The sequence below is a fragment of the Bacillus sp. FSL W8-0920 genome, assembly GCF_038593215.1.
Taxonomy (GTDB): domain Bacteria; phylum Bacillota; class Bacilli; order Bacillales; family Bacillaceae; genus Bacillus; species Bacillus pumilus.
Genome location: NZ_CP151974.1, coordinates 1,151,021 through 1,171,567 on the forward strand (window position 1 = coordinate 1,151,021; position 20,547 = coordinate 1,171,567).

21 protein-coding genes and 1 other annotated feature are annotated in these 20,547 nt (G+C 41.2%); of the genes, 18 read left to right on the plus strand and 3 right to left on the minus strand.

The annotated features are described in order from the left end of the window. Both NSS78_RS05550 and NSS78_RS05555 read left to right on the plus strand, forming a co-directional pair. Positions 1–180, plus strand: a complete 180-nt coding sequence (locus tag NSS78_RS05550) for a YjzC family protein (protein WP_003211282.1) — start codon at positions 1–3, stop codon at positions 178–180. A gap of 170 nt (positions 181–350) precedes the next feature. Continuing rightward, positions 351–1,616 carry an MFS transporter gene (locus NSS78_RS05555; RefSeq protein WP_050945305.1) on the plus strand — a complete coding sequence of 422 codons (1,266 nt, stop codon included), beginning with the start codon at positions 351–353 and terminating at the stop codon, positions 1,614–1,616. A gap of 116 nt (positions 1,617–1,732) precedes the next feature. On the opposite strand, the gene NSS78_RS05560 is transcribed toward NSS78_RS05555, so the two are convergent. After that, the gene (locus NSS78_RS05560; RefSeq protein WP_003211779.1) at positions 1,733–1,927 is read right to left on the minus strand and encodes a YjzD family protein; all 195 of its coding nucleotides are present in this window, start codon (positions 1,925–1,927) and stop codon (positions 1,733–1,735) included. 211 nt (positions 1,928–2,138) lie between these two features. On the opposite strand from NSS78_RS05560, the gene NSS78_RS05565 reads away from it, so the two are divergent. The 4 genes from NSS78_RS05565 to NSS78_RS05580 all read left to right on the plus strand — a co-directional run bounded on the left by NSS78_RS05565 (position 2,139) and on the right by NSS78_RS05580 (position 4,791). Then, positions 2,139–2,879, plus strand: coding sequence for a hypothetical protein (locus tag NSS78_RS05565; RefSeq protein WP_003211061.1), 741 nt, complete (start codon positions 2,139–2,141; stop codon positions 2,877–2,879). 75 nt (positions 2,880–2,954) lie between these two features. Continuing rightward, positions 2,955–3,530, plus strand: a complete 576-nt coding sequence (locus NSS78_RS05570; RefSeq protein WP_050945302.1) for a hypothetical protein — start codon at positions 2,955–2,957, stop codon at positions 3,528–3,530. 90 nt (positions 3,531–3,620) lie between these two features. Continuing rightward, positions 3,621–4,583 carry a BMP family ABC transporter substrate-binding protein gene (locus NSS78_RS05575; RefSeq protein WP_050945301.1) on the plus strand — a complete coding sequence of 321 codons (963 nt, stop codon included), beginning with the start codon at positions 3,621–3,623 and terminating at the stop codon, positions 4,581–4,583. Positions 4,584–4,593: 10 nt separating this feature from the next. Then, positions 4,594–4,791, plus strand: coding sequence for a ComZ family protein (locus NSS78_RS05580; RefSeq protein WP_003211983.1), 198 nt, complete (start codon positions 4,594–4,596; stop codon positions 4,789–4,791). Positions 4,792–4,801: 10 nt separating this feature from the next. Here NSS78_RS05580 and NSS78_RS05585 read toward each other — a convergent pair whose 3' ends face one another. Beyond that, positions 4,802–5,035, minus strand: coding sequence for a hypothetical protein (locus tag NSS78_RS05585; protein WP_212046074.1), 234 nt, complete (start codon positions 5,033–5,035; stop codon positions 4,802–4,804). A 169-nt stretch (positions 5,036–5,204) separates the two neighbouring features. Between NSS78_RS05585 and NSS78_RS05590 the strand changes: the two genes are divergently transcribed. From NSS78_RS05590 to NSS78_RS05630, 9 genes are all read left to right on the plus strand, one after another. Beyond that, positions 5,205–6,143, plus strand: coding sequence for a beta-ketoacyl-ACP synthase III (locus NSS78_RS05590; protein WP_003212296.1), 939 nt, complete (start codon positions 5,205–5,207; stop codon positions 6,141–6,143). A 21-nt stretch (positions 6,144–6,164) separates the two neighbouring features. Further along, positions 6,165–7,406 carry a beta-ketoacyl-ACP synthase II gene (fabF, locus tag NSS78_RS05595; RefSeq protein WP_003211631.1) on the plus strand — a complete coding sequence of 414 codons (1,242 nt, stop codon included), beginning with the start codon at positions 6,165–6,167 and terminating at the stop codon, positions 7,404–7,406. A 77-nt stretch (positions 7,407–7,483) separates the two neighbouring features. Further along, positions 7,484–8,278 (plus strand): DUF2268 domain-containing protein, encoded by a 795-nt coding sequence (locus NSS78_RS05600; RefSeq protein ID WP_050945299.1) that lies wholly within the window; start codon positions 7,484–7,486, stop codon positions 8,276–8,278. Positions 8,279–8,448: 170 nt separating this feature from the next. Further along, entirely contained in the window at positions 8,449–9,429 is a 981-nt protein-coding gene (locus NSS78_RS05605) for an ABC transporter ATP-binding protein (RefSeq protein WP_327840120.1), read from the plus strand. Continuing rightward, positions 9,426–10,448 (plus strand): dipeptide ABC transporter ATP-binding protein, encoded by a 1,023-nt coding sequence (locus tag NSS78_RS05610; RefSeq protein ID WP_309216408.1) that lies wholly within the window; start codon positions 9,426–9,428, stop codon positions 10,446–10,448. The genes NSS78_RS05605 and NSS78_RS05610 overlap by 4 nt, the downstream gene beginning before the upstream one ends. Before the next feature lie 83 nt (positions 10,449–10,531). Continuing rightward, the gene (locus NSS78_RS05615) at positions 10,532–12,166 is read left to right on the plus strand and encodes a peptide-binding protein (RefSeq protein WP_050945295.1); all 1,635 of its coding nucleotides are present in this window, start codon (positions 10,532–10,534) and stop codon (positions 12,164–12,166) included. A gap of 188 nt (positions 12,167–12,354) precedes the next feature. Next, the gene (locus tag NSS78_RS05620) at positions 12,355–13,305 is read left to right on the plus strand and encodes an ABC transporter permease (protein WP_050945293.1); all 951 of its coding nucleotides are present in this window, start codon (positions 12,355–12,357) and stop codon (positions 13,303–13,305) included. Between the two features lie 33 nt (positions 13,306–13,338). Then, positions 13,339–14,238 (plus strand): oligopeptide ABC transporter permease, encoded by a 900-nt coding sequence (gene opp4C / locus NSS78_RS05625; RefSeq protein ID WP_003212337.1) that lies wholly within the window; start codon positions 13,339–13,341, stop codon positions 14,236–14,238. A gap of 152 nt (positions 14,239–14,390) precedes the next feature. Further along, positions 14,391–15,143: a YjbA family protein gene (locus tag NSS78_RS05630; RefSeq protein ID WP_212046071.1), complete on the plus strand. Its 753-nt coding sequence runs from the start codon at positions 14,391–14,393 to the stop codon at positions 15,141–15,143. A gap of 35 nt (positions 15,144–15,178) precedes the next feature. On the opposite strand, the gene trpS is transcribed toward NSS78_RS05630, so the two are convergent. Beyond that, complete coding sequence (gene trpS / locus NSS78_RS05635; protein WP_003212181.1) at positions 15,179–16,174, minus strand: tryptophan--tRNA ligase; 996 nt, start codon at positions 16,172–16,174, stop codon at positions 15,179–15,181. Between the two features lie 53 nt (positions 16,175–16,227). Continuing rightward, positions 16,228–16,446: a binding site (T-box leader), on the minus strand. Positions 16,447–16,927: 481 nt separating this feature from the next. Here trpS and NSS78_RS05640 point away from each other — a divergent pair. From NSS78_RS05640 to NSS78_RS05650, 3 genes are all read left to right on the plus strand, one after another. Then, positions 16,928–18,565, plus strand: coding sequence for a peptide ABC transporter substrate-binding protein (locus tag NSS78_RS05640; RefSeq protein WP_050945285.1), 1,638 nt, complete (start codon positions 16,928–16,930; stop codon positions 18,563–18,565). Positions 18,566–18,680: 115 nt separating this feature from the next. Further along, entirely contained in the window at positions 18,681–19,625 is a 945-nt protein-coding gene (locus NSS78_RS05645; RefSeq protein ID WP_050945284.1) for an ABC transporter permease, read from the plus strand. 3 nt (positions 19,626–19,628) lie between these two features. Then, positions 19,629–20,546 (plus strand): ABC transporter permease, encoded by a 918-nt coding sequence (locus NSS78_RS05650; protein WP_050945283.1) that lies wholly within the window; start codon positions 19,629–19,631, stop codon positions 20,544–20,546. The last annotated feature ends 1 nt before the right edge of the window (position 20,547 follow it).

Sequence of the window (20,547 nt, forward strand, 5' to 3'; positions counted from 1 at the left end):
ATGGGTCAGCAGCATCAGTTTAAATCAGGGAATAAAGCACCAAATAATGGTGTGTATGTCGAGATCGGTGAAACCGGCAGTATGGTGAAAGATCCTTTAAAGATTAAGCTTCAAGCAGGCGACGTCTTTCCGGATAACTCGAACCATAACCGTGTTTGGACCTATCAGAGAAAGCCATAAGCAATTGACTAAGAGTCGGCTGGAATAAGTCTTTAGAGGCATGTGTCATGCCTCTTTTTTCTTTATAATAAAAAACAATTAAGTTCAAATTTTCAAATAAATAGTATGAATAAAAGAGAATTTAAGGTAAAATATGTAAGTGAAATTAACTAGTTGAAAGGATTTGTGTGATGGAAAAGACGAATCTCAGTGAAAGTGTTTGGAATAAACGCTTCACCTCATTATTCATATCAAGACTCATTAAAAACACAGGAGAAAGTTTTGCTTTTACATCCGTCCTTTGGCTATTGATTTTGAGAGGGGATGGAGCGCTCGGTACAGGACTTCTCCTAGCAGTAACCGTACTTCCTTCATCTTTGCTAGCCCCAATACTAGGACCTCTTATGAAAAAGCACCATTTGTCTAAATGGATGTTCGCATCAGACGTCGTTCGAGCAACCATTGTACTCATTATTCCGCTACTGCATTTTTCGCATCTATTGCCATTATGGTTATTGATCTCATTAATGGTTATTCAATCGGCAACAGGTGCAGCGTATAACCCAGCCTCGGTGGCGATTTTACCGCAGATTGTACCGAAGCATCTGATTCAAAAAGCAAATGCCATCCTGCAATCTTCTTTTGAAATTGTCGCACTTGCAGCAGTCATGGTCGCTGGTCTCTTAGTCAAATTAATCGGACCTGCAGATACCCTGCTCATCACCACTGCCTTATTCATCATATCCGGCCTGTTTATTATCGGTGTTAAATTAAAGAAAACCGCTGAAGACAAAGCAGCAGGTATAAAACAAGCAAAGAATACATATTTTTATAACTTAAAAAGAGGGTTTCTCGTCGTCAAAAATCATCACATTTTATTTGCACTGACGCTGTATTGTATTTTAATGAATGTCGCTGCAGCTCCGTGGCAGGCACTATCTGCTGTATACGTAGCAGAAGCATTGCAAAGCGATTCTATGGTGTATTCCATTTTAAGAGGTGTTGCTGCAGTCGGCGCGTTTATGATGGGCTTTGCTCTGGCGAAGGTAAAAATTAAGAGATTTGGTTTGTTCTTTATTGTCGCTGGTATGATTGAAGGAGCTGCATTCTTTATCACAGGGATGAGTACATGGCTGCCAGTCGTTCTACTAGCTTCCTTTATATTCGGTGCCGCCGTTAGTGCGATCAATGTACCGGAAATGGTCATTATTCAAACGTCTGTCGACCAAGATGATCAGCCGCAAGTATACGCGGTGATCAATGCTTCATCAAATGTTTTCCTCCCGTTTGCAGCTGTCGTATCAGGCGTTCTGGCAGAAAGATTTGGAGCGGGACCTGTCATTGCTGGCGGCGGGGTCCTTGAAATTTTATCAGGTATCGCGATCTTCCTGTTTACAGGGCTTGCGAAAAGCCATTTGACTCAAGACAAACAGAAGTCCGAAACCGTCGAGGTGTAATCAATAAAAAACCCCCTGTAGCTGCAGGGGGTTTTAGCGTACCGCTTTTCAAGCAAAAAGAAAAAGAGCTAAAATCAAGATCATTTTAGCTCTTTCTCGCATTCATCTCTTACGTATTAAGAGTGTTTTGTTGAACTTTCCGTTTCTTTCATTGGACTTACTTCAGCAAAGATGAATAAAATAACCGTAAACACCACTGCAAGAATAGAAGTCAAAGTAAAGTCATAAGCAGCGCCATTCATCGAAGCAACGATGTAACCAGCCATATGTGTCAGCAGAAAAGTCCAAATGAGGGTGATAATATAATGCATAATCCCACCGTCCTTTATGTAACAATCTATTGATTATCATACCATAGATACGAGTGAGGGGAAAAGACTGTTTTAGCCTTTATGTGACCATTTTTAGACCTTCTTCTATAAAAATAAAAAGAATTCTTCTGTCATTAGGGGATTTCCTTATTCCTACAAGAGTTGTTGTTCATATCATAGAAAGCAGAATCACTGAAAGGAGGCTGGCCATATGGGTGTAAGCGAACGGTTTTTCCAGCTTGGTTCCCAGTGGAACGTCATTCACCTTCCTCAAAAACCAAATGGCTTTGGCATTCTTATCCTCGGTGACCGAAATCACTTTGTGCAGGAAAATACATCATTCTGGCTTCAGCACTATGGAAGAAACCAGCTTTTAACTGCCTTAAAGGATGAAGGATATACATTGTTTAATAGTCATCTTCATGGGAATCACTGGGGATGCGAAGATGCTGTTTTTAGTACAAAGCAGCTCGTTCATCACACATTAAAACAAGAAATATTAAACCGGGAAATTCATGTGCTGGCAGAGGGGATGGGTGCACTCGTTGCTATGAGCCTTGCTGAAGAGATGCCAGAAGTGCTAAGATCCATTGCGATGGTGAATCCATGTCTGCATCTCTATGCACAACGGGAAAGAGAAAAGGAACACAAATTCTTTTATAAACAGCTAATCAAAGAATTAGCGAAAAGCTACGGCTGCTCTGAAAAGGAAGCGGAAACGTATCCGCTCCCAGCTTGCCCTGTTCATTCTGCTCATGTACCGATTCACATATGGCAAAGACTAAACGGTGCACCCTATGCATATGAACTGCATGCAAAGCCTTTTATTGATCAGCACATGAAGAATCCAGAGCATTGTCAAATCGATCTCACCTTGCATATGTTTGATCATCCGAGAAGAATCTTTCAATCCATTCACAAGTTTTATAAATCGCATGAAAGAGAATTGTGATGAATAGGATGATAACAGCCCTTCATGGAAAGGGCTCTTCTTTTTATTCGATAAGCTAAAAAAGGGGACATGGACATGGAGACAGGACTGATCATAGGGGCAGATGAATTTTTTGGCCTAGCGCTGTGTGAATATATGATGAAAGAGGGCATTCAAATGGATATCACATGCCCTCATGAGCAAACAGAAGAGCAAAAGAGGTTATTAGAAGAACGAATGATGTGGCTTGGCAGAAATGATCTTTTCCGTGTCATTGACCTTCAGGATGGGAAAGACACGTATGATCTGATCTTTATTCAATCAGAAGAACCAGATAAAAGATACGAAGACCTGAAAGCGGCGCAAGGTATGTACCGGGTTCTTTACGAAAAAAACGAAGACGAATCATCCAATCAGAATGTGCCGGCTGTTATTCTACCTCGCATGTTTGGACCATGGACACTTGATAAAGAAAGAACGAAGCGTGATGAGGCATTTTTTGTAGAAGATGTAGCAAGGGATTTGTTCAAGTGGGCAACAGGCTCTGAACAAAGACAGGAAATAACACATGAATTGAAGGCAGAAAGACAAACAGATGACAAACAAGCAGAAGAAATGATGGCAGAATGGAAAAGACAAAACTCAACATTTTTCGACAAAAAGCAAGAATGATCTTCCATCTTATCTTTTTTCAGTATAAAATAAACCTATATTTAACATACAGGTTCATGCCTGCATGTGGCAAAGGGAGTTGAACATGGCATGAAGTATCAGCGGCTTGTCATGATCTTTTCGTTCCTTCTCCTATTATCTGCCTGCTCACAGGCACCTTTAAAAGGACAGATTGAGAAGGTGGGTTTACTCGTCCCCGATACAATTAATGATCAAGTTTGGGGAACGAAAGGTTATAAAGGCTTATTAAATATTCAATCAACATTTGGTGTAGATGTTTATTATAAGGAAGGAATGGTCGACAAAGAGAAAATCGTTGATGCCATTGAAGAATTTCACAAAAAAGGAGTCAATTTGATTATTGGCCATGGCAGTGAATACAGCGAAATTTTCAACATCATTAGTGAAGATTATCCGAAAACACAATTTATCACGGTAAATGGAAACAAGCCTCAGGCTGATAATGTTGCGAATGTGACGTTTAAAGGTGAAGCGATGGGCTTTTTCGGAGGCATGACAGCAGCACATATGTCAAAATCAAAAAAGATTGGTATTCTTGCTACATATGATTGGCAAAGCGAAGTAGACGGCTTTATCAAAGGTGCAAAATATCAAGATGAACATGTACAAGTGCTTGCCGAGTTTGTTGAAAACTGGGATGATGCGGACAAAGCCGTGGAGCTCTATCGAAAATTGGAAAAACAGGGCGTAGATGTTGTATATCCAGCAGGTGATGGTTATAATATCCCTGTCATTGAACAAATCAAAGCCGATAATTTATCAGCGATCGGATATGTCACCGATCAATCCAACCTCGGCAGCCATACCGTCTTAACAAGCACAGTCCAGCATGTGGATAAAGCGTATAGTATTATTGCGAAGAAATTTAATGAAGGCAAGCTAAATGCACAAGGTGAGTACTCCTTTGACTTTAAAGAAGGAGTGATCGAAATGGGGAAATTTAGTTCCACCATTGACCGTGCTTTTTTGAAAGACATTGAAAGTGATATTGCGTCTTACAAAAAAACTGGCAAACTGCCAAATGAAAAGTGAGGATACAACGATGCAGCACGAAAAATCGATGGAGTTTTTACAAATTGCCATGAAGTATTTTCCGCAGGCAAAAGAAGAATTAGATAAAGCAGGTATTCAGCTTGAGCCCGAAGCTCTTCAGCCGCTTTTATCATTGTTTACATCTGTTATGCAAGAGGCATATGAGCTTGGAAAAGCAGATGCAGAATCAGAAAAAGCCACAGAATAGTGGCTTTTTTTTATGATAATTTTTTCTTGAAGGCACTAATCATAGGGCCAACATCTTTAAACACAGGCTTCAGCTCATCGATGGAGTTCATAATGTTCCCAATTTGGTTCATGACATGCATGTAGTCAATGGACTCTTCACTTGAAGTTGTCTCCACGCGTTCCTCCTTTGCTTCTTCCTTGCTTTTCTCCTTTTCAAGCGGCTGTCCAAACATCATCGCCGAAAAAATATCTTTTTGCGCCATATCAAATGCTCCTTTCTACGATTGGTATATCAATAATCTATGAAAAAAGTGAGAGGAAAGGTTAGACGTTTGTATTGCCAAGGAGAAAAAAATAAGTTAAAATTAGTACCAGATACTAATATAAGATCACAATATCACATGCTCGTATGAGTAAAAGGAGTCTTATTCAATGAATGCTGGAATTATTGGCCTTGGCCGCTATATACCTGAAAAAGTGTTAACAAATCTTGATTTAGAAAAAATGGTTGAAACTTCTGACGAATGGATTCGTACTAGAACAGGTATAGAAGAAAGAAGAATTGCTTCTGATGATGTCAATACATCACATATGGCGCTTGCTGCTGCAAAAAAAGCATTAGCTGACGCAAATGTAGCTGCAGAAGATATCGATATGATTCTTGTGGCGACAGTCACGCCAGATCAATCATTTCCGACAGTCGCTTGTATGATTCAAGAGCAGCTCGGTGCACATAAAGCATGTGCAATGGATATTAGCGCTGCGTGTGCTGGCTTTATGTATGGGCTTGTTACTGGAAAACAATTTATCGAATCAGGTACGTTCAAGCACGTGCTCGTCGTTGGCGTTGAAAAACTTTCTCGCATTACCGACTGGGATGACCGCAATACTGCTGTTCTGTTTGGAGATGGAGCAGGTGCTGCTGTGTTAGGAGAGGTCAGCGAAGGGAAAGGAATTCTCTCATTTGAGCTTGGAGCCGATGGAAGAGGCGGTAAGCACTTGTACTTAGATGAAAAAGATCATACAATCATGAATGGACGAGAAGTATTTAAATTTGCTGTAAGACAAATGGGCGAGTCAAGCGTAAACGTCATCGAAAAAGCTGGACTATCAAAAGAAGACGTTGACTTCTTGATCCCGCATCAAGCAAATATTCGCATTATGGAAGCAGCCCGCGAACGCCTAGAGCTGCCAGTTGAAAAAATGTCGAAGACAGTCCATAAATATGGAAACACATCAGCAGCATCCATTCCGATTTCACTATGTGAAGAAATCGAAGCCGGAAAAATTCATGACGGCGATGTGATTGTAATGGTAGGTTTTGGTGGCGGATTAACGTGGGGCGCAATCGCTATGCGATGGGGCCGATAAAAGAGTGAGGTGCACAAATTAATGGATAAAAAACGAGTAGTTGTTACAGGATTGGGTGCTTTGACACCTCTTGGCAACGATGTAGAATCAACATGGAAAAATGCTTTAGCAGGTGTATCAGGAGTTGGACCAATCACACGTGTCGACTCAAGTGAATATACAGCAAAAGTGGCTGCAGAATTAAAAGATTTTAACATTGAAGATTACATGGAGAAAAAAGAAGCACGAAAAATGGCACGCTTCACACAATATGCAGTCGTTGCTGCTCAAAAGGCGCTAGAAGATTCACGTCTTGAAATCACAGATGAAATCGCACCGCGTGTTGGTGTATGGGTTGGATCTGGTATTGGCGGACTTGAAACATTTGAAGAGCAGTTTGAAGTGTATTCAAATAAAGGGGCAAGACGCGTAAGCCCGTTCTTCGTTCCAATGATGATTCCAGATATGGCAACAGGCCAAATTTCAATTGCACTTGGCGCAAAAGGGGTTAACTCTTGTACTGTCACAGCATGTGCAACAGGAACAAACTCAATTGGTGATGCATTTAAAGTCATTCAGCGCGGAGATGCAGATGCGATGATCACAGGCGGAACAGAAGCGCCGTTAACAAAAATGTCGTTCGCTGGCTTCTGTGCGAACAAAGCTCTTTCGACAAATCCTGATCCAGAGACAGCAAGCCGTCCATTTGACAAAAACCGTGACGGATTTGTGATGGGAGAGGGTGCAGGGATTGTCGTTCTTGAAGAACTTGAGCATGCATTAAAACGTGGCGCGACGATTTATGCAGAAATTGTTGGATATGGATCAACTGGAGATGCGTATCATATTACAGCACCGGCTCCAAACGGAGAAGGCGGCGTACGCGCAATGAAAGAAGCGATTCGAGATGCTGGTTTGTCTGTGGAAGAAATTGATTATATCAATGCCCACGGAACAAGCACACCGTACAATGATAAATTTGAAACAATGGCGATTAAAGAAGTGTTCGGAGAGCATGCGAATCAGCTTGCGATCAGTTCGACAAAATCGATGACAGGTCACTTACTTGGCGCAGCAGGTGGAGTAGAAGCTATTTTCTCTGTGCTTGCGATTAAAGACAGCGTTATTCCTCCAACCATTAACCTTGTAACACCGGATGAAGAATGTGATCTTGATTATGTGGCAAATGAAGCACGTTCAAAAGAAGTACAAGTGGCTCTAAGTAACTCACTTGGCTTTGGCGGACACAATGCGACAATTATCTTTAAAAAATACGAAGCGTAATATTTCCTAAGAAGGCGGCGATCTATAATCAGATCGCCGCTTTTTTGCATATGATGAAAATGGAGGTGTTTAGCAGTATGGGTCTAGTCAATACACAATATCTCATTCATCAATCTTCATCATTTCAGGAGCTTGCGTCGCGCTTTGTTCCTTATTTTAAAGGGGCGGAGGAAAAAGAATGGTCCTCTATTCTCTCCCACCTGCAACATCACGGCATGATTCGCTCTTTTCGATCATGCAAAGACATGATCGACAAGCTCAAAGAAAAAGGGTACTTCCAGCTCGTCATGAAAGAATACCGGGCGCTGCAAAAGCAGTGGAAAGGCCCTGACATTCCAGTCTTTATTTTGCCAGTCAATGAGAGCAGTAAAGAAATTAGAGAGCAATTTTATTATCAATCCGGCATGGCATTTGACGACAAGGTCTTTCTCTTTTTGTCGCCAAATACCCCGAAAGAACGTATCGGCACATTGCTGACTCATGAATATCACCATGTATGTAGGTTGCATTTTCTCACGAAAGAAGAAAAAGATTTTACATTCCTTGATACAATCATGATGGAGGGGCTCGCTGAATATGCTGTGTATCATAGATACGGAGAAAGCTATACAGCCAAATGGACCACTCTCTATGACGAAACGCAGCTTCAGCGTATGTATCAGAAATGGGTATCCAGTCATCTTGATCAAAAAGTGCAGGACGACGAAAGACTGATACAGAACCTCCTTTATGGAAAAGGGAACTACCCCAAAATGCTTGGTTACGCCACTGGGTTTTATATCGTGAAAAAGTATTTCAGCGAACACAGAATCAGCGAGGAGTCTATGATTGCAGAGCCGTCCGAAACTTTTTTAAAGGCGATAGACTCATAAAGTGAATGATTCACACAAAAAGAGACATATTACAAATTTACTAAATTCTTCTTGATTTCGTCATAACAATGTAATAATATACAAATATAAATTTTGATAATTCTTTTTATTCGAAAAAGATGAAATTTTTAGATTTTGTTCTATTGATTGATGGTGAAAGGGGCGAATACATGACCACGCTGCTTGAAGTGCAGAACTTAAAAACCTATTTTTTTAGAAAAAAAGAAGCGATACCTGCTGTAGATGGTGTTGATTTCAGTATCAACAGAGGAGAAACTGTCGCATTAGTCGGTGAGTCTGGATCTGGTAAAAGCATTACGTCCTTATCCATTATGGGCTTGATTAACGGCACTGGTGGAAAAATTATGGACGGTTTCATCAAGCTAGATGGCAAGGATCTCGTTACATATGGTGAAAAGGAATTATGCAGCATTCGTGGTAATGACGTGTCGATGATCTTTCAGGAACCCATGACCTCACTTAATCCCGTCCTAACCATCGGGGAACAAATAACAGAAATCCTCATCTATCACAAAAAACTTTCAAAAAAAGAAGCGACAAAAAAAGCGATTGACCTGCTGAAGCTTGTTGGTTTTTCCAGACCGGAACAAATCATCAAAGATTACCCGCACCGTTTATCAGGCGGCATGCGGCAAAGAGTGATGATTGCCATTGCGCTAAGCTGTGATCCGAAGCTCCTCATTGCAGATGAACCGACAACTGCCCTAGATGTTACGATTCAAGCCCAGGTGCTCACATTGATGAAAGATTTATGCACGACATTTGGTACATCGATTCTCCTCATCACTCATGATCTAGGTGTCGTGTCTGAAGTGGCAGATCGAGTCATTGTCATGTACTGCGGACAGGTTGTTGAAAATGGGACCGTCGAAGAATTATTTGATCAGCCGCTGCATCCTTACACAGAAGGGCTGCTTGAATCGATTCCTGTCATTGACGGAGACATACAGCCGCTAACAGCAATAAAAGGGAATGTCCCTGCACCGGATCAGCTTCCAGCCGGCTGCCGATTTGCTCCTAGATGCCCGCAAGTGAAGGAGCGCTGCCTAGGTGAACTGCCTAAACTGAGGACTTTTGAAAATGGCAGAAGCGTCAGATGCTTCTTATATGAGGAGGCAGACCAAACATGACCCTTGCTCAAAATCAACCACATGCAACAGATCTAATAGAGAAAGAAGCCATACTTGAACTGAAACAAATCAAAAAACATTTTCCGATTAAAGCAGGCGTCTTTCAGAAGAAAGTCGGTGCAGTCAAAGCTGTTGACGGCATAGATTTGAAGATTTATAAAGGTGAAACGTTAGGGATAGTGGGGGAATCAGGATGCGGTAAATCAACATTAGGCCGGACCATGATTCGTTTATATGAACCAACTGACGGTCAAATCCTTTTTAAAGGGCAAGATATCTCCCGTGTATCAGAATCAAAGCTAAGACAATCAACACGAAAAAACATCCAAATGGTTTTTCAAGATCCCTTTGCATCACTCAACCCTAGAAAAACACTTCGAAGCATCATCAAAGAACCCTACAAAACACACCACTTATATTCCTTAAAAGAAAGAAATGAAAAAGTAGAACAGCTTTTATCAAAGGTGGGCCTTCATCCAAGCTTTGCAAATCGCTATCCCCACGAATTTTCTGGCGGGCAGAGGCAGCGAATCGGCATTGCTCGTGCACTTGCCATGAATCCTGAAATGATTATCGCAGATGAGCCGGTTTCAGCACTTGATGTATCCATTCAGGCGCAGGTGATTAATCTGATGGAGGAACTTCAGGAGGAATTTGACCTGACCTATCTATTTATCTCTCACGACTTAAGTGTGGTCAGGCACATTAGTGATCGAGTCGGCGTGATGTATCTCGGCAAAATGATGGAGCTTGCCGATAAGCACAGCCTGTACGATGAACCGCTCCACCCATATACACAGGCATTGCTTTCTTCTGTCCCTGTTACCCGTAAAAAAGGTCAGATCAAAAGAGAACGGATCATGCTTCAAGGCGATCTGCCAAGTCCTGCAAATCCGCCAAAAGGGTGCGTATTTCATACAAGATGCCCGTATGCGAAACAAATTTGTAAAGAAAAAATACCAGCATTTCAAGAATTAAAACCAAACCACTTCGTTGCCTGTCACCTCTACGACGCTTAATCGGCTTGGATGAATTCATCTTTGAGAGGGGGGATGAAGCGGCATCTGTCGTCATTTCTAAAAAAGGATAGGGGGAATTGTATATGAAAGGTAGAAATAGAAAATCCATATTGATTAGTTTACTGCTGATCTTCACGCTCATGCTTGCGGCTTGCTCTAGTGGAAATAAAACCTCTGGAGACAGTGAAAAGAAATCCACCGGTAAACCTGTACAGGGCGGAGATCTTGTCATCGGTTCCATTGCAGAACCAACATTATTTAACTCGCTGTATTCAACAGACGTGGCTAGCTCTGATATTGAAGAAAGAATCTACAGCTTTTTACTTCAAACGGACGGAAAGCTGAACCCTCAGCTATCACTCGCAGAAGATATTAAAGAATCTGATGACGGGAAGCAGTTTGATGTGACCATTAAAAAAGGCGTAAAGTTTCATGATGGAGAAGAATTGACAGCTGATGATGTTGTGTTTACATACAGCATTCCGATCAATAAGGACTACAACGGGGAGCGCGGATCAGGATTTGAAGTATTAGATTCAGTTAAAAAGACAGGGGATTACTCAATCGAATTCAAGCTCAATAAAAAAGATCCCTATTTTTATAATGTCACACTAGGAAGCTACGGCATTTTGCCTAAGCATATTTTAGGTGATGTGCCTATAAAAGATCTCGGTGAAAATGAATTTAACCGAAAAAAACCAATTGGTTCAGGTCCATTTAAATTTGCCGAGTGGAAAGAAGGCGACTACGTGAAACTAGAAGCCTTTGACGATTATTGGGATGGACGTCCATATCTTGATACCGTCACGATTAAAACGATTCCTGATCAGAACGCAGCAATTGCCCAGCTTTCAGCAGGTGATATTGATTTCTTTGCTGTACCTGGAGCAGAGCTGCAAACGGCTGAAAAAGTCAGCAACATTAAAATTGAATCTGATTTAGGGCTCAATTATTCATACATTGGCTGGAACCAGAAAAATGATCTCTTTAAAAGTAAAAAGGTCCGCCAAGCGCTGACACATGCCATTGACCGCCAAACGATTGTCGATCAAGTGTTAGATGGAGACGGCAAAGTAGCCAACATTCCAGAAAGTCCGCTGTCATGGAACTACCCTAAAAATGAAAGTGTTCCAGTGTTTGAATTTGATCAAGAAAAAGCGAAAAAGATGCTGAAAGAAGAGGGCTGGGAGGATACAGATGGAGATGGCTATCTTGATAAGGATGGCAAGAAATTCTCCTTTGTTATAAAGACCAACCAAGGAAACAAAGTCCGTGAAGACATTGCTGTCGTTGTCCAGCAGCAGCTCAAAGAAATTGGTGTGGAAGCGAAGCCGCAAATTGTGGAATTCAGTGCACTCATTGAGCAGACGACACCGCCTAAGTGGGATTATGATGCGCTGCTGCTCGGCTGGAGCCTTGCCACATTCCCTGATCAATTCAGCATCTTCCACTCAAGCCAGTCAGAAAAAGGCTTGAATAACATCTGGTATAAAAATAAAGAGGTCGATAAGCTGTTAGTAGATGCCAAGAATTTAAGCGATCGAAAAGAATATTCAAAGGCATATGAAAAAATTTATGAATTGATCGCAGAAGATCAGCCATATACGTTCCTTTATTATGCCAACTCACATCGCGCGATGCCATCTAATCTCCAAGGCTACTCTTACCACCCGAAAGATGAGTATTACAAAATCGAGAAATGGTGGATTGAACAGTAGGCTGCTAGTGAAAGAAGAGGAAAGTTCTCTCCTTTTAGCGTGAAGATATACCCTTTCATTCACCGAGCACCAGTTAGATTGAGAGGGTTCTCATATCACGATGCAATGAAGACAGAGGGCTAAAAGAAAGATCATTTTAGCCCTTTTTCATCACAGTATGGCGATCCGATGAAAAAGGAGTTGTGCATATGGTTACATATATCATTAGAAGGACACTGCTTTCCATTCCCATCTTATTTGGGATTACCATTTTGTCCTTCGCCATTATGAAAGCAGCACCAGGCGATCCGATGTCACTTATGATGGACCCAACCATTAGTGCGGCAGACCGGGAAGCTTTTATTGATAAGTACGGCTTGAACGACCCTGAATATGTGCAGTATATGAAATGGCTTGGCAATATGCTTCAAGGTGACTTTGGCACCTCCATTGTTAAAAAGGGAACGCCTGTGGCTGATTTGATTTTTGCCCGGCTGCCAAATACCCTCATCCTCATGATCTTTTCTACATTAGTCGCCCTGATTATCGCCATCCCATTCGGTGTTCTTTCGGCAAAACGTCCATATACAAAGCTAGACTATGGCATTACATTTACATCTTTTATCGGACTGGCTATTCCGAACTTTTGGTTTGGACTCATTCTAATAATGGTTTTATCTGTGAATTTAGGATGGTTCCCAACAGGCGGCGTCTCTACCTTAAACGCCGATTTTAATGTATTTGACCGGCTTCATCACATCATTTTACCAGCCTTTGTTTTAGCAACCGCTGATATGGCAGGGCTCACCCGGTACACAAGGTCGAGTATGCTTGATGTCATGAGGCAGGATTACATTCGTACCGCAAGAGCGAAAGGCTTTCGAGAAAACAAAGTCATTTTCAAGCACGGGTTAAGAAACGGTCTTATGCCTGTCATTACGATTTTCGGATTGATGATTCCATCCTTTATTGGTGGTGCAGTCGTAGTGGAACAAATTTTCACTTGGCCAGGGCTTGGAAAGCTGTTCATTGATTCTGCTTTTTCGAGAGATTATCCGGTCATTATGGCGATGACTGTTATTTCCGCAGTGCTCGTGGTGGTTGGAAATTTAATTGCGGATATTCTCTATGCGATCGTTGATCCGCGTATTGAATATTAGAAGGGAGCTGAAGCACAATTGGCACAGCCTAATATGGGAACACCTCCTGTTGATCTCAAATTAAAGGAGGGTCTTCCGCCAAAGCCAGAGACGATGCTGCGTTTATTTTGCGAGAAATTTTTCAAAAATAAATTGGCGGTTGCCGGCTCCGTGATCTTATTGGTCATTATCTTTTCAGCCATTTTCGCTCCTGTGATTGCCCCTTACGCACCAGAGCAGCAAGATTTATTAAAACGGCTCCAGCCGCCAAGTGTTGAGCATTTGATGGGAACTGACAAGTTTGGCCGCGATATTTTCTCAAGGGTGCTTTATGGCGCGAGGGTCTCTTTATTAGTCGGTTTCGTTTCGGTGGTCGGTGCGATTACCATTGGCACTGTGGTCGGAGCGGTAGCGGGGTATTTCAAAGGATTTGTTGATTCCTTGTTAATGAGATTTGTGGATGTCGTGTTGTCGATTCCCGACATTTTTCTCTTGATCACGCTTGTTACTATTTTCAAACCGGGCATTGATAAATTGATTTTAATCTTTGCTTTGACCGGATGGACCACAACCGCGAGACTGATCCGTAGTGAATTTTTATCACTGCGAACAAGAGAATTCGTACTCGCAGCAAGAACCATTGGAACGAAAAACCATGTCATCATCTTTTCGCATATTTTACCGAACTGTATCGGTCCTATTATTGTGTCAGCTACATTAAAAGTAGGTTCCGTCATTTTAGCCGAATCAACACTGAGCTATCTAGGGTTTGGCATACAGCCGCCAACAGCGAGCTGGGGCAACATGCTGCAAGATGCACAAAACTTCTCGATTATGGTGCAAGCGTGGTGGTATCCGCTCTTCCCAGGTTTACTGATATTGCTGACCGTTTTATGCTTTAATTTCTTAGGAGATGGGCTGAGAGATGCGCTTGATCCTAAAAAGTTAAAGTAATGCCTCATTTTTATGACAAGATGAAAGGGACTCTGCGCAATAAAGAAATGCAAACCACATTCGCTCCGCTTGAAGTTTAATAAAGTTGGAATAATTTCTCTATCCCTTGCCCATACTGTGGACAACAGTTTTTATAAAGTGAGGGATTGGTTATGTTATTTCTTCATGACGTATGGGTGAATTGGTTTGAAGGGGAAGAAAATGGCTACAATGTGTGTCATTTTCATGAGTGGCGCAAGGAGGACAGTGTGGAGCTGTTAGATCAAGTACCTTTACTCAAGGTGCAGAGTCCTTTGTATGATTACATAGAGAATGATCTTTCAGAGCTGCCGAAGACGCTGCTAGAATCTGTTTTTGAGAAATCATATATTCGAAAAAATCATGAACGGCGTAAATTAGAATATTGCTTTGTGGTGACAGACGGCATACGAATTATTGCTGTGGATACGATTGGGTATTCCATTCCTGTGAGGAAAAGCCGCTTAATCCCAAGGCAGGAGCAATTGGTGTATGAAATGGTGAAGGATGTGAAGGCTGAGGAATATGAATTCTCTCAGGACCGTCTTGAGTCGGCGAAGGAGTATCACATTTTGTCTTTGCCGCCGCAGCACATCAGCGGATTAACGAGAAAAGAAAGACAGCTGAAGCAGCTAATGTTTATGGCGCTCGATCAATTAAAAGGTCTTCAAAACAGGGCGGAGATTGCGTATTGGTATACGGAATGGAATCCGCGCATGTACAATCAAATCAAACGAATGTCATTCGAAGAGATTTGGAACATGCTTTACAATGAAACCATTGATGGATGGTCAGAGAATCATGTAGCATTTTGTGAAAAAATGATTAAGGGACAGCCGTTTTTTGAAAAGCTTTGGGAAATGGAAAACGAATCAAAGGTGAATTAGAAAAAGCTTGCAGCGTGATGTGCTGCAAGCTTTTTTTATTTGCGCTTTCTGCCAAGACCCATTGCATTCTCCATTTTTTTCAGCATTTTGTTTGCTGCGCGGTTTGCTTTTTCAGCACCTTCGTCAAGAATGCGATCAAGCTCGTCTGACTCAATGAGTTCATAGTATCGATCTTGAATTGGTTTTAAAGCATCAACAACGACGTTCGCAAGATCTCCCTTAAACTCACCATACCCTTTGCCCTCATACTTTTGCTCAAGCTCTGCAATCGATATGTTACCTAACACAGAGTAAATCGTCAGCAAGTTGGCAATCCCAGGCTTGTTCTCTTTGTCGTACTTAACGATGCCTTCTGAATCCGTCACAGCACTTTTGATTTTCTTTTCAAGCTGCTTTGGTTCATCTAATAAAGTAATAAACGATTTTTGGTTCGGATCGGATTTGCTCATCTTTTTCACCGGATCTGCTAAAGACATAATCCGAGCGCCTTCTTTTGGAATCTTCACTTCAGGTACGGTGAAGATGTCATTGTATTTGCGGTTAAAACGTTCAGCAAGCGTTCTAGTCAATTCAAGATGCTGCTTTTGATCTTCTCCGACAGGGACTAAATCAGTACCATATAATAAGATATCGCCAGCCATTAATGGGGGATACGTTAATAGTCCTGAAACAACCGCTTCCTTACCAGCGGATTTGTCCTTAAATTGGGTCATTCTTTCTAATTCCCCAATATAAGCAACACATTGCAGCATCCATCCTGCCTGGGCGTGAGCAGGTACCTCTGATTGGATAAACAATGTCGCCTTCTCTGGATCAAGTCCAACCGCTAAATAAAGAGCTGCTAAGCTTCTAATATTTTGGCGAAGGGCTAGCCTGTCCTGACTCACCGTAATCGCATGCTGGTCGACTACACAAAAATAGCCGTGATAATCATGCTGCAAATCGACAAATTGCTTCATCGCTCCAATATAGTTCCCCAATGTGACCGAACCACTCGGCTGAATGCCTGAAAAAATTGTCTTCTTTGTCATACTAAAACCTCTTTTCTTCAATATAAAAAGGCCCACCCATCACTTTTCAACAGAAAAGGGACGAATGAACCGTGGTACCACCCTTGTTATTTCACATGGAAATCACTCAAGACGTTGATATCGGAGACTGCTCCGTCTAAGCCTACTTACTTTCAAAAGTGTTCGGTTAGCTGCTCCAAAGCCCATTCCATACATGCCATTATCTGCTCGCACCAGCCGCAGACTCTCTGTTAATGGTGAATATATGTACTCTTCTTTTTCATCGCAACATTATGTCTATCTATTATAAAGGATGACCATGAAAAAGTCACGAAGCCCTCATGTGACCTTCTCATCATGTCGTTTGACACTTAAAATTTTAGGTAAAATACCAACTATCTGTCAGATTTTTTTAAAAAAGGATGATTAATTATATGTATAAAACATTATTCCTGCTGAATTTGTTAAATTATTTTAATCAATTTCCGCTTTAATTTGTTGAAGTGATTGAGACTTTAGTTTATAAAAATCCCTCTTTATCCCCATTTACGTTTTTTAAAAATATATGAAATTGATATTGCAATAAATTATTCTATTCATTATAATTAATTTGTTCACACGTTTGTGCTAGGCTCTTTACATAGTGAAAATTCAGAAAAAACAAAAGAAATAGAAAGTAAGCTATTTAGGGACTTTTTTACGCTATTTCTTAAATCTGAATCTCATCTTCTATCGAGACCTTTGAACTAAAACATATTATAAGGGGGAATACAGTTGAAAAAGCGTTGGTCTGTTGTTACTTTAATGCTTATTTTCACACTTGTATTAAGCGCTTGTGGTTTCAGCGGAAACAAATCAGGCGACAGCACGAGCAGTTCTGGAGAGGCTAAAACAACACTAAATGTGAATATCTCCACTGAGCCTTTTTCTCTACATCCGGGATTGGCAAATGATTCAACTTCAGGAAGTGTCATCCGTCAGACTTTTGAGGGATTAACAAGAATTAACGCTGAAGGTAAGCCAGAAAATGCAATGGCTTCTGATATCAAAACAAGTGCTGATGGTAAAACATACACATTCACACTTCGTGATGCAAAATGGTCTAATGGTGACCCTGTCACAGCTAAAGATTTCGAATATGCTTGGAAATGGGCATTAGATCCTAAAAATGAATCTCAATATGCTTACCAGCTTTACTATATTAAAGGTGCTGAAGCAGCGAACAAAGGGAAAGCGAAAGTTGCTGATGTTGGTATTAAAGCAAAAGATGACAAAACGCTTGTAGTTGAGCTAGAGAACCCAACACCGTTCTTTACTGAACTAACTGCATTCTATACGTATATGCCAGTCAACAAAAAAGTGGCTGAAAAGAATAAAAACTGGTACACAAATGCTGGTGAAAACTACGTATCTAACGGACCATTCGTTCTTTCTAAATGGAAACATGGCGGTTCTATCACGCTTGAAAAGAACAATGAATACTGGGATAAAGACACTGTGAAATTGAAAAAGATTAACATGTCTATGATCAAAGACACAAACACTGAGCTTAGCATGTTCAAAAAAGGTGAGCTTGACTGGGCTGGTTCTCCAACTGGAAACCTTCCAACAGAATCTTTACAAACATTGAAAAAAGATGGCGGTCTTAAAATTCAAACGATCGCTGGTATTTATAACTACAAATTCAACACAGAATCAAAACCTTTAAATAATGCAAACATCCGTAAGGCCCTTGCATACTCAATCAACCGTCAAGCAATTGTTGACAAAATTACGCAAGGTGAACAAGTTCCAGCAATGGCAATCGTTCCTCCAACAATGGAAGGATTTACTGATAACAAAACTGGCTACTTCAAAGATCACGATGTAGCAACTGCTAAAGAATTTCTTGAAAAAGGTGTGAAAGAATTAGGTTATAAGTCAGTTTCTGACCTTCCAGCATTGAAACTTTCTTACAACACAGATGAAGCTCACCAAAAGATTGCACAAGCAATTCAAGAAATGTGGAAAAAAGATTTAGGTGTGAAAGTTGAACTTGATAACTCTGAGTGGAACGTATACATCGACAAAATCCACAGTGGAGATTACCAAATTGGACGTATGGGCTGGTTAGGTGACTTCAACGATCCAGTGAACTTCCTTGAGCTTTACAAAGATAAAGACGGTGGAAACAACGACACTGGATGGGAAAACAAAGAGTATCAACAATTGTTGAATGATTCTGCGAAAGAAACAGATAAAACGAAGCGTGAAGAAATGCTGAAAAAAGCAGAGAAAATCATCATCGACGATATGCCTATAGCACCAATCTACTTCTACACTCAGCTTTGGGTACAAGATCCAAAACTTAAAGGTGTCGTCGTATCTGGACTTGGTGATGTTCAATACAAATGGGCTCATTTCGAAAAGTAAGATTATAGTGTAAGAGATCTACGGCAAGGATCTTAAGGTATATGGAGGATGTCTCTCCATATACCTTTCTTGCTGATTAGAGAAAATGTTGTAAAATCATGGAGGTGCAATTCCGTTGCTTAAATATATCGGTAAGCGATTAATATATATTTTAATCACACTGTTTGTTATTGTAACTGCAACTTTCTTTCTCATGCAGGCAGCACCTGGTGGTCCATTCTCTGGGGAGAAGAAACTTCCTGCTGAAATTGAAGCAAACCTAAACGAGCACTACGGGTTGGACAAGCCCTTATTTGTTCAATATGTAAGCTACTTAGGTTCAGTTGCAAAATTAGATTTTGGTCCCTCATTTAAATACAAAGGACAAACCGTAAATGACTTAATCGGTTCTGGATTCCCCGTTTCCTTTACCCTCGGAATTGAGGCAATTCTCCTCGCATTAGCATTTGGTGTATTGTTTGGGGTCCTTGCAGCGCTCTATCATAACAAGTGGCAAGACTATACGATTGCTATTTTAACGATCTTTGGAATCTCAGTTCCAAGTTTCATTTTAGCGGCGCTACTACAATATGTATTTGCATCTGAGGCAAGCATTTTAGCGATTTTCCCAGTTGCAGGATGGGAGTCTTGGGCCAGCACCGTACTACCTTCTATTGCACTTTCCTTCATGCCAATGGCATTTATCGCTAGACTTTCACGGTCAAGTATGCTTGAAGTGCTAAACAGTGACTACATTAGAACGGCTAGAGCGAAAGGATTAACGAAATCAGCTGTTACGATCAAACACGCGATTCGAAACGCATTGTTACCTGTCATTACTTACATGGGACCAATGGCTGCTTCAGTTTTAACAGGTAGTTTTGTCGTGGAGAAGATTTTTGGCATTCCTGGATTAGGCTCTCACTTTGTCACAAGTATTACAAACCGTGATTACACCGTCATCATGGGTGTCACAGTCTTCTACAGTATTATTCTATTAATCAGTATTTTAGTCGTTGACATCCTCTACGGTATTATCGATCCTAGAATTAAACTGACGAAGGCGAAGAAAGGGGTCTAACACATGGAAGAGATGAGAAAAGACTTATTTGTGCCGGCGACGGCTGATGCAGCAGAATCTGAAAAAATTTCTAAACCTAGTCTATCTTTATGGAAGGATGCTATGCTTCGCTTCCGTGCAAATAAACTTGCAATGGTTGGGCTTACAATTATTTTCATTGTTGTGATGCTGGCGATCTTCGTTCCGGTGTTTTCTAAATATGATTACTCTACGACAGATTTGCTTAATGCAGATCAGCCGCCTTCAAAAGAGCACTGGTTCGGTACGGATGATTTAGGCCGAGACATGTTTGTTCGTACATGGGTTGGGGCAAGAATTTCGATCTTTATCGGTCTTGCAGCAGCTGTTCTTGACGTGATCATCGGTATTATCTGGGGAAGTATTGCTGCATTCAAAGGCGGACGTACGGACGAAGTGATGATGCGTATCGCAGACGTTTTATGGGCAATCCCAACACTATTAATGGTTATTTTAATGATGGTTGTTCTGCCAAAAGGATTATTAACGATTATCCTCGCCATGACAGTTGTAGGCTGGATTAACATGGCACGTATTGTTCGGGGACAGGTTTTACAATTGAAGAGCCAAGAGTACGTTCTTGCCGCACAAACATTAGGTGCGAAAACATCTAGACTTTTATTTAAACACTTGATTCCAAACTCAATGGGACCAATTCTTGTCACGATGACACTAACCATTCCTTCGGCTATTTTCACGGAGGCATTCTTAAGCTATCTAGGGCTTGGTGTACCAGCTCCATTAGCTAGTTGGGGAACAATGGCGTCTGACGGAATTCCAGCCATGACTTACTACCCGTGGAGATTATGGTTCCCAGCCGCATTTATCTGTATTACAATGTTTGGTTTTAACGTGGTTGGAGACGGACTAAGAGACGCTTTAGATCCGAAGTTGCGTAAATAAG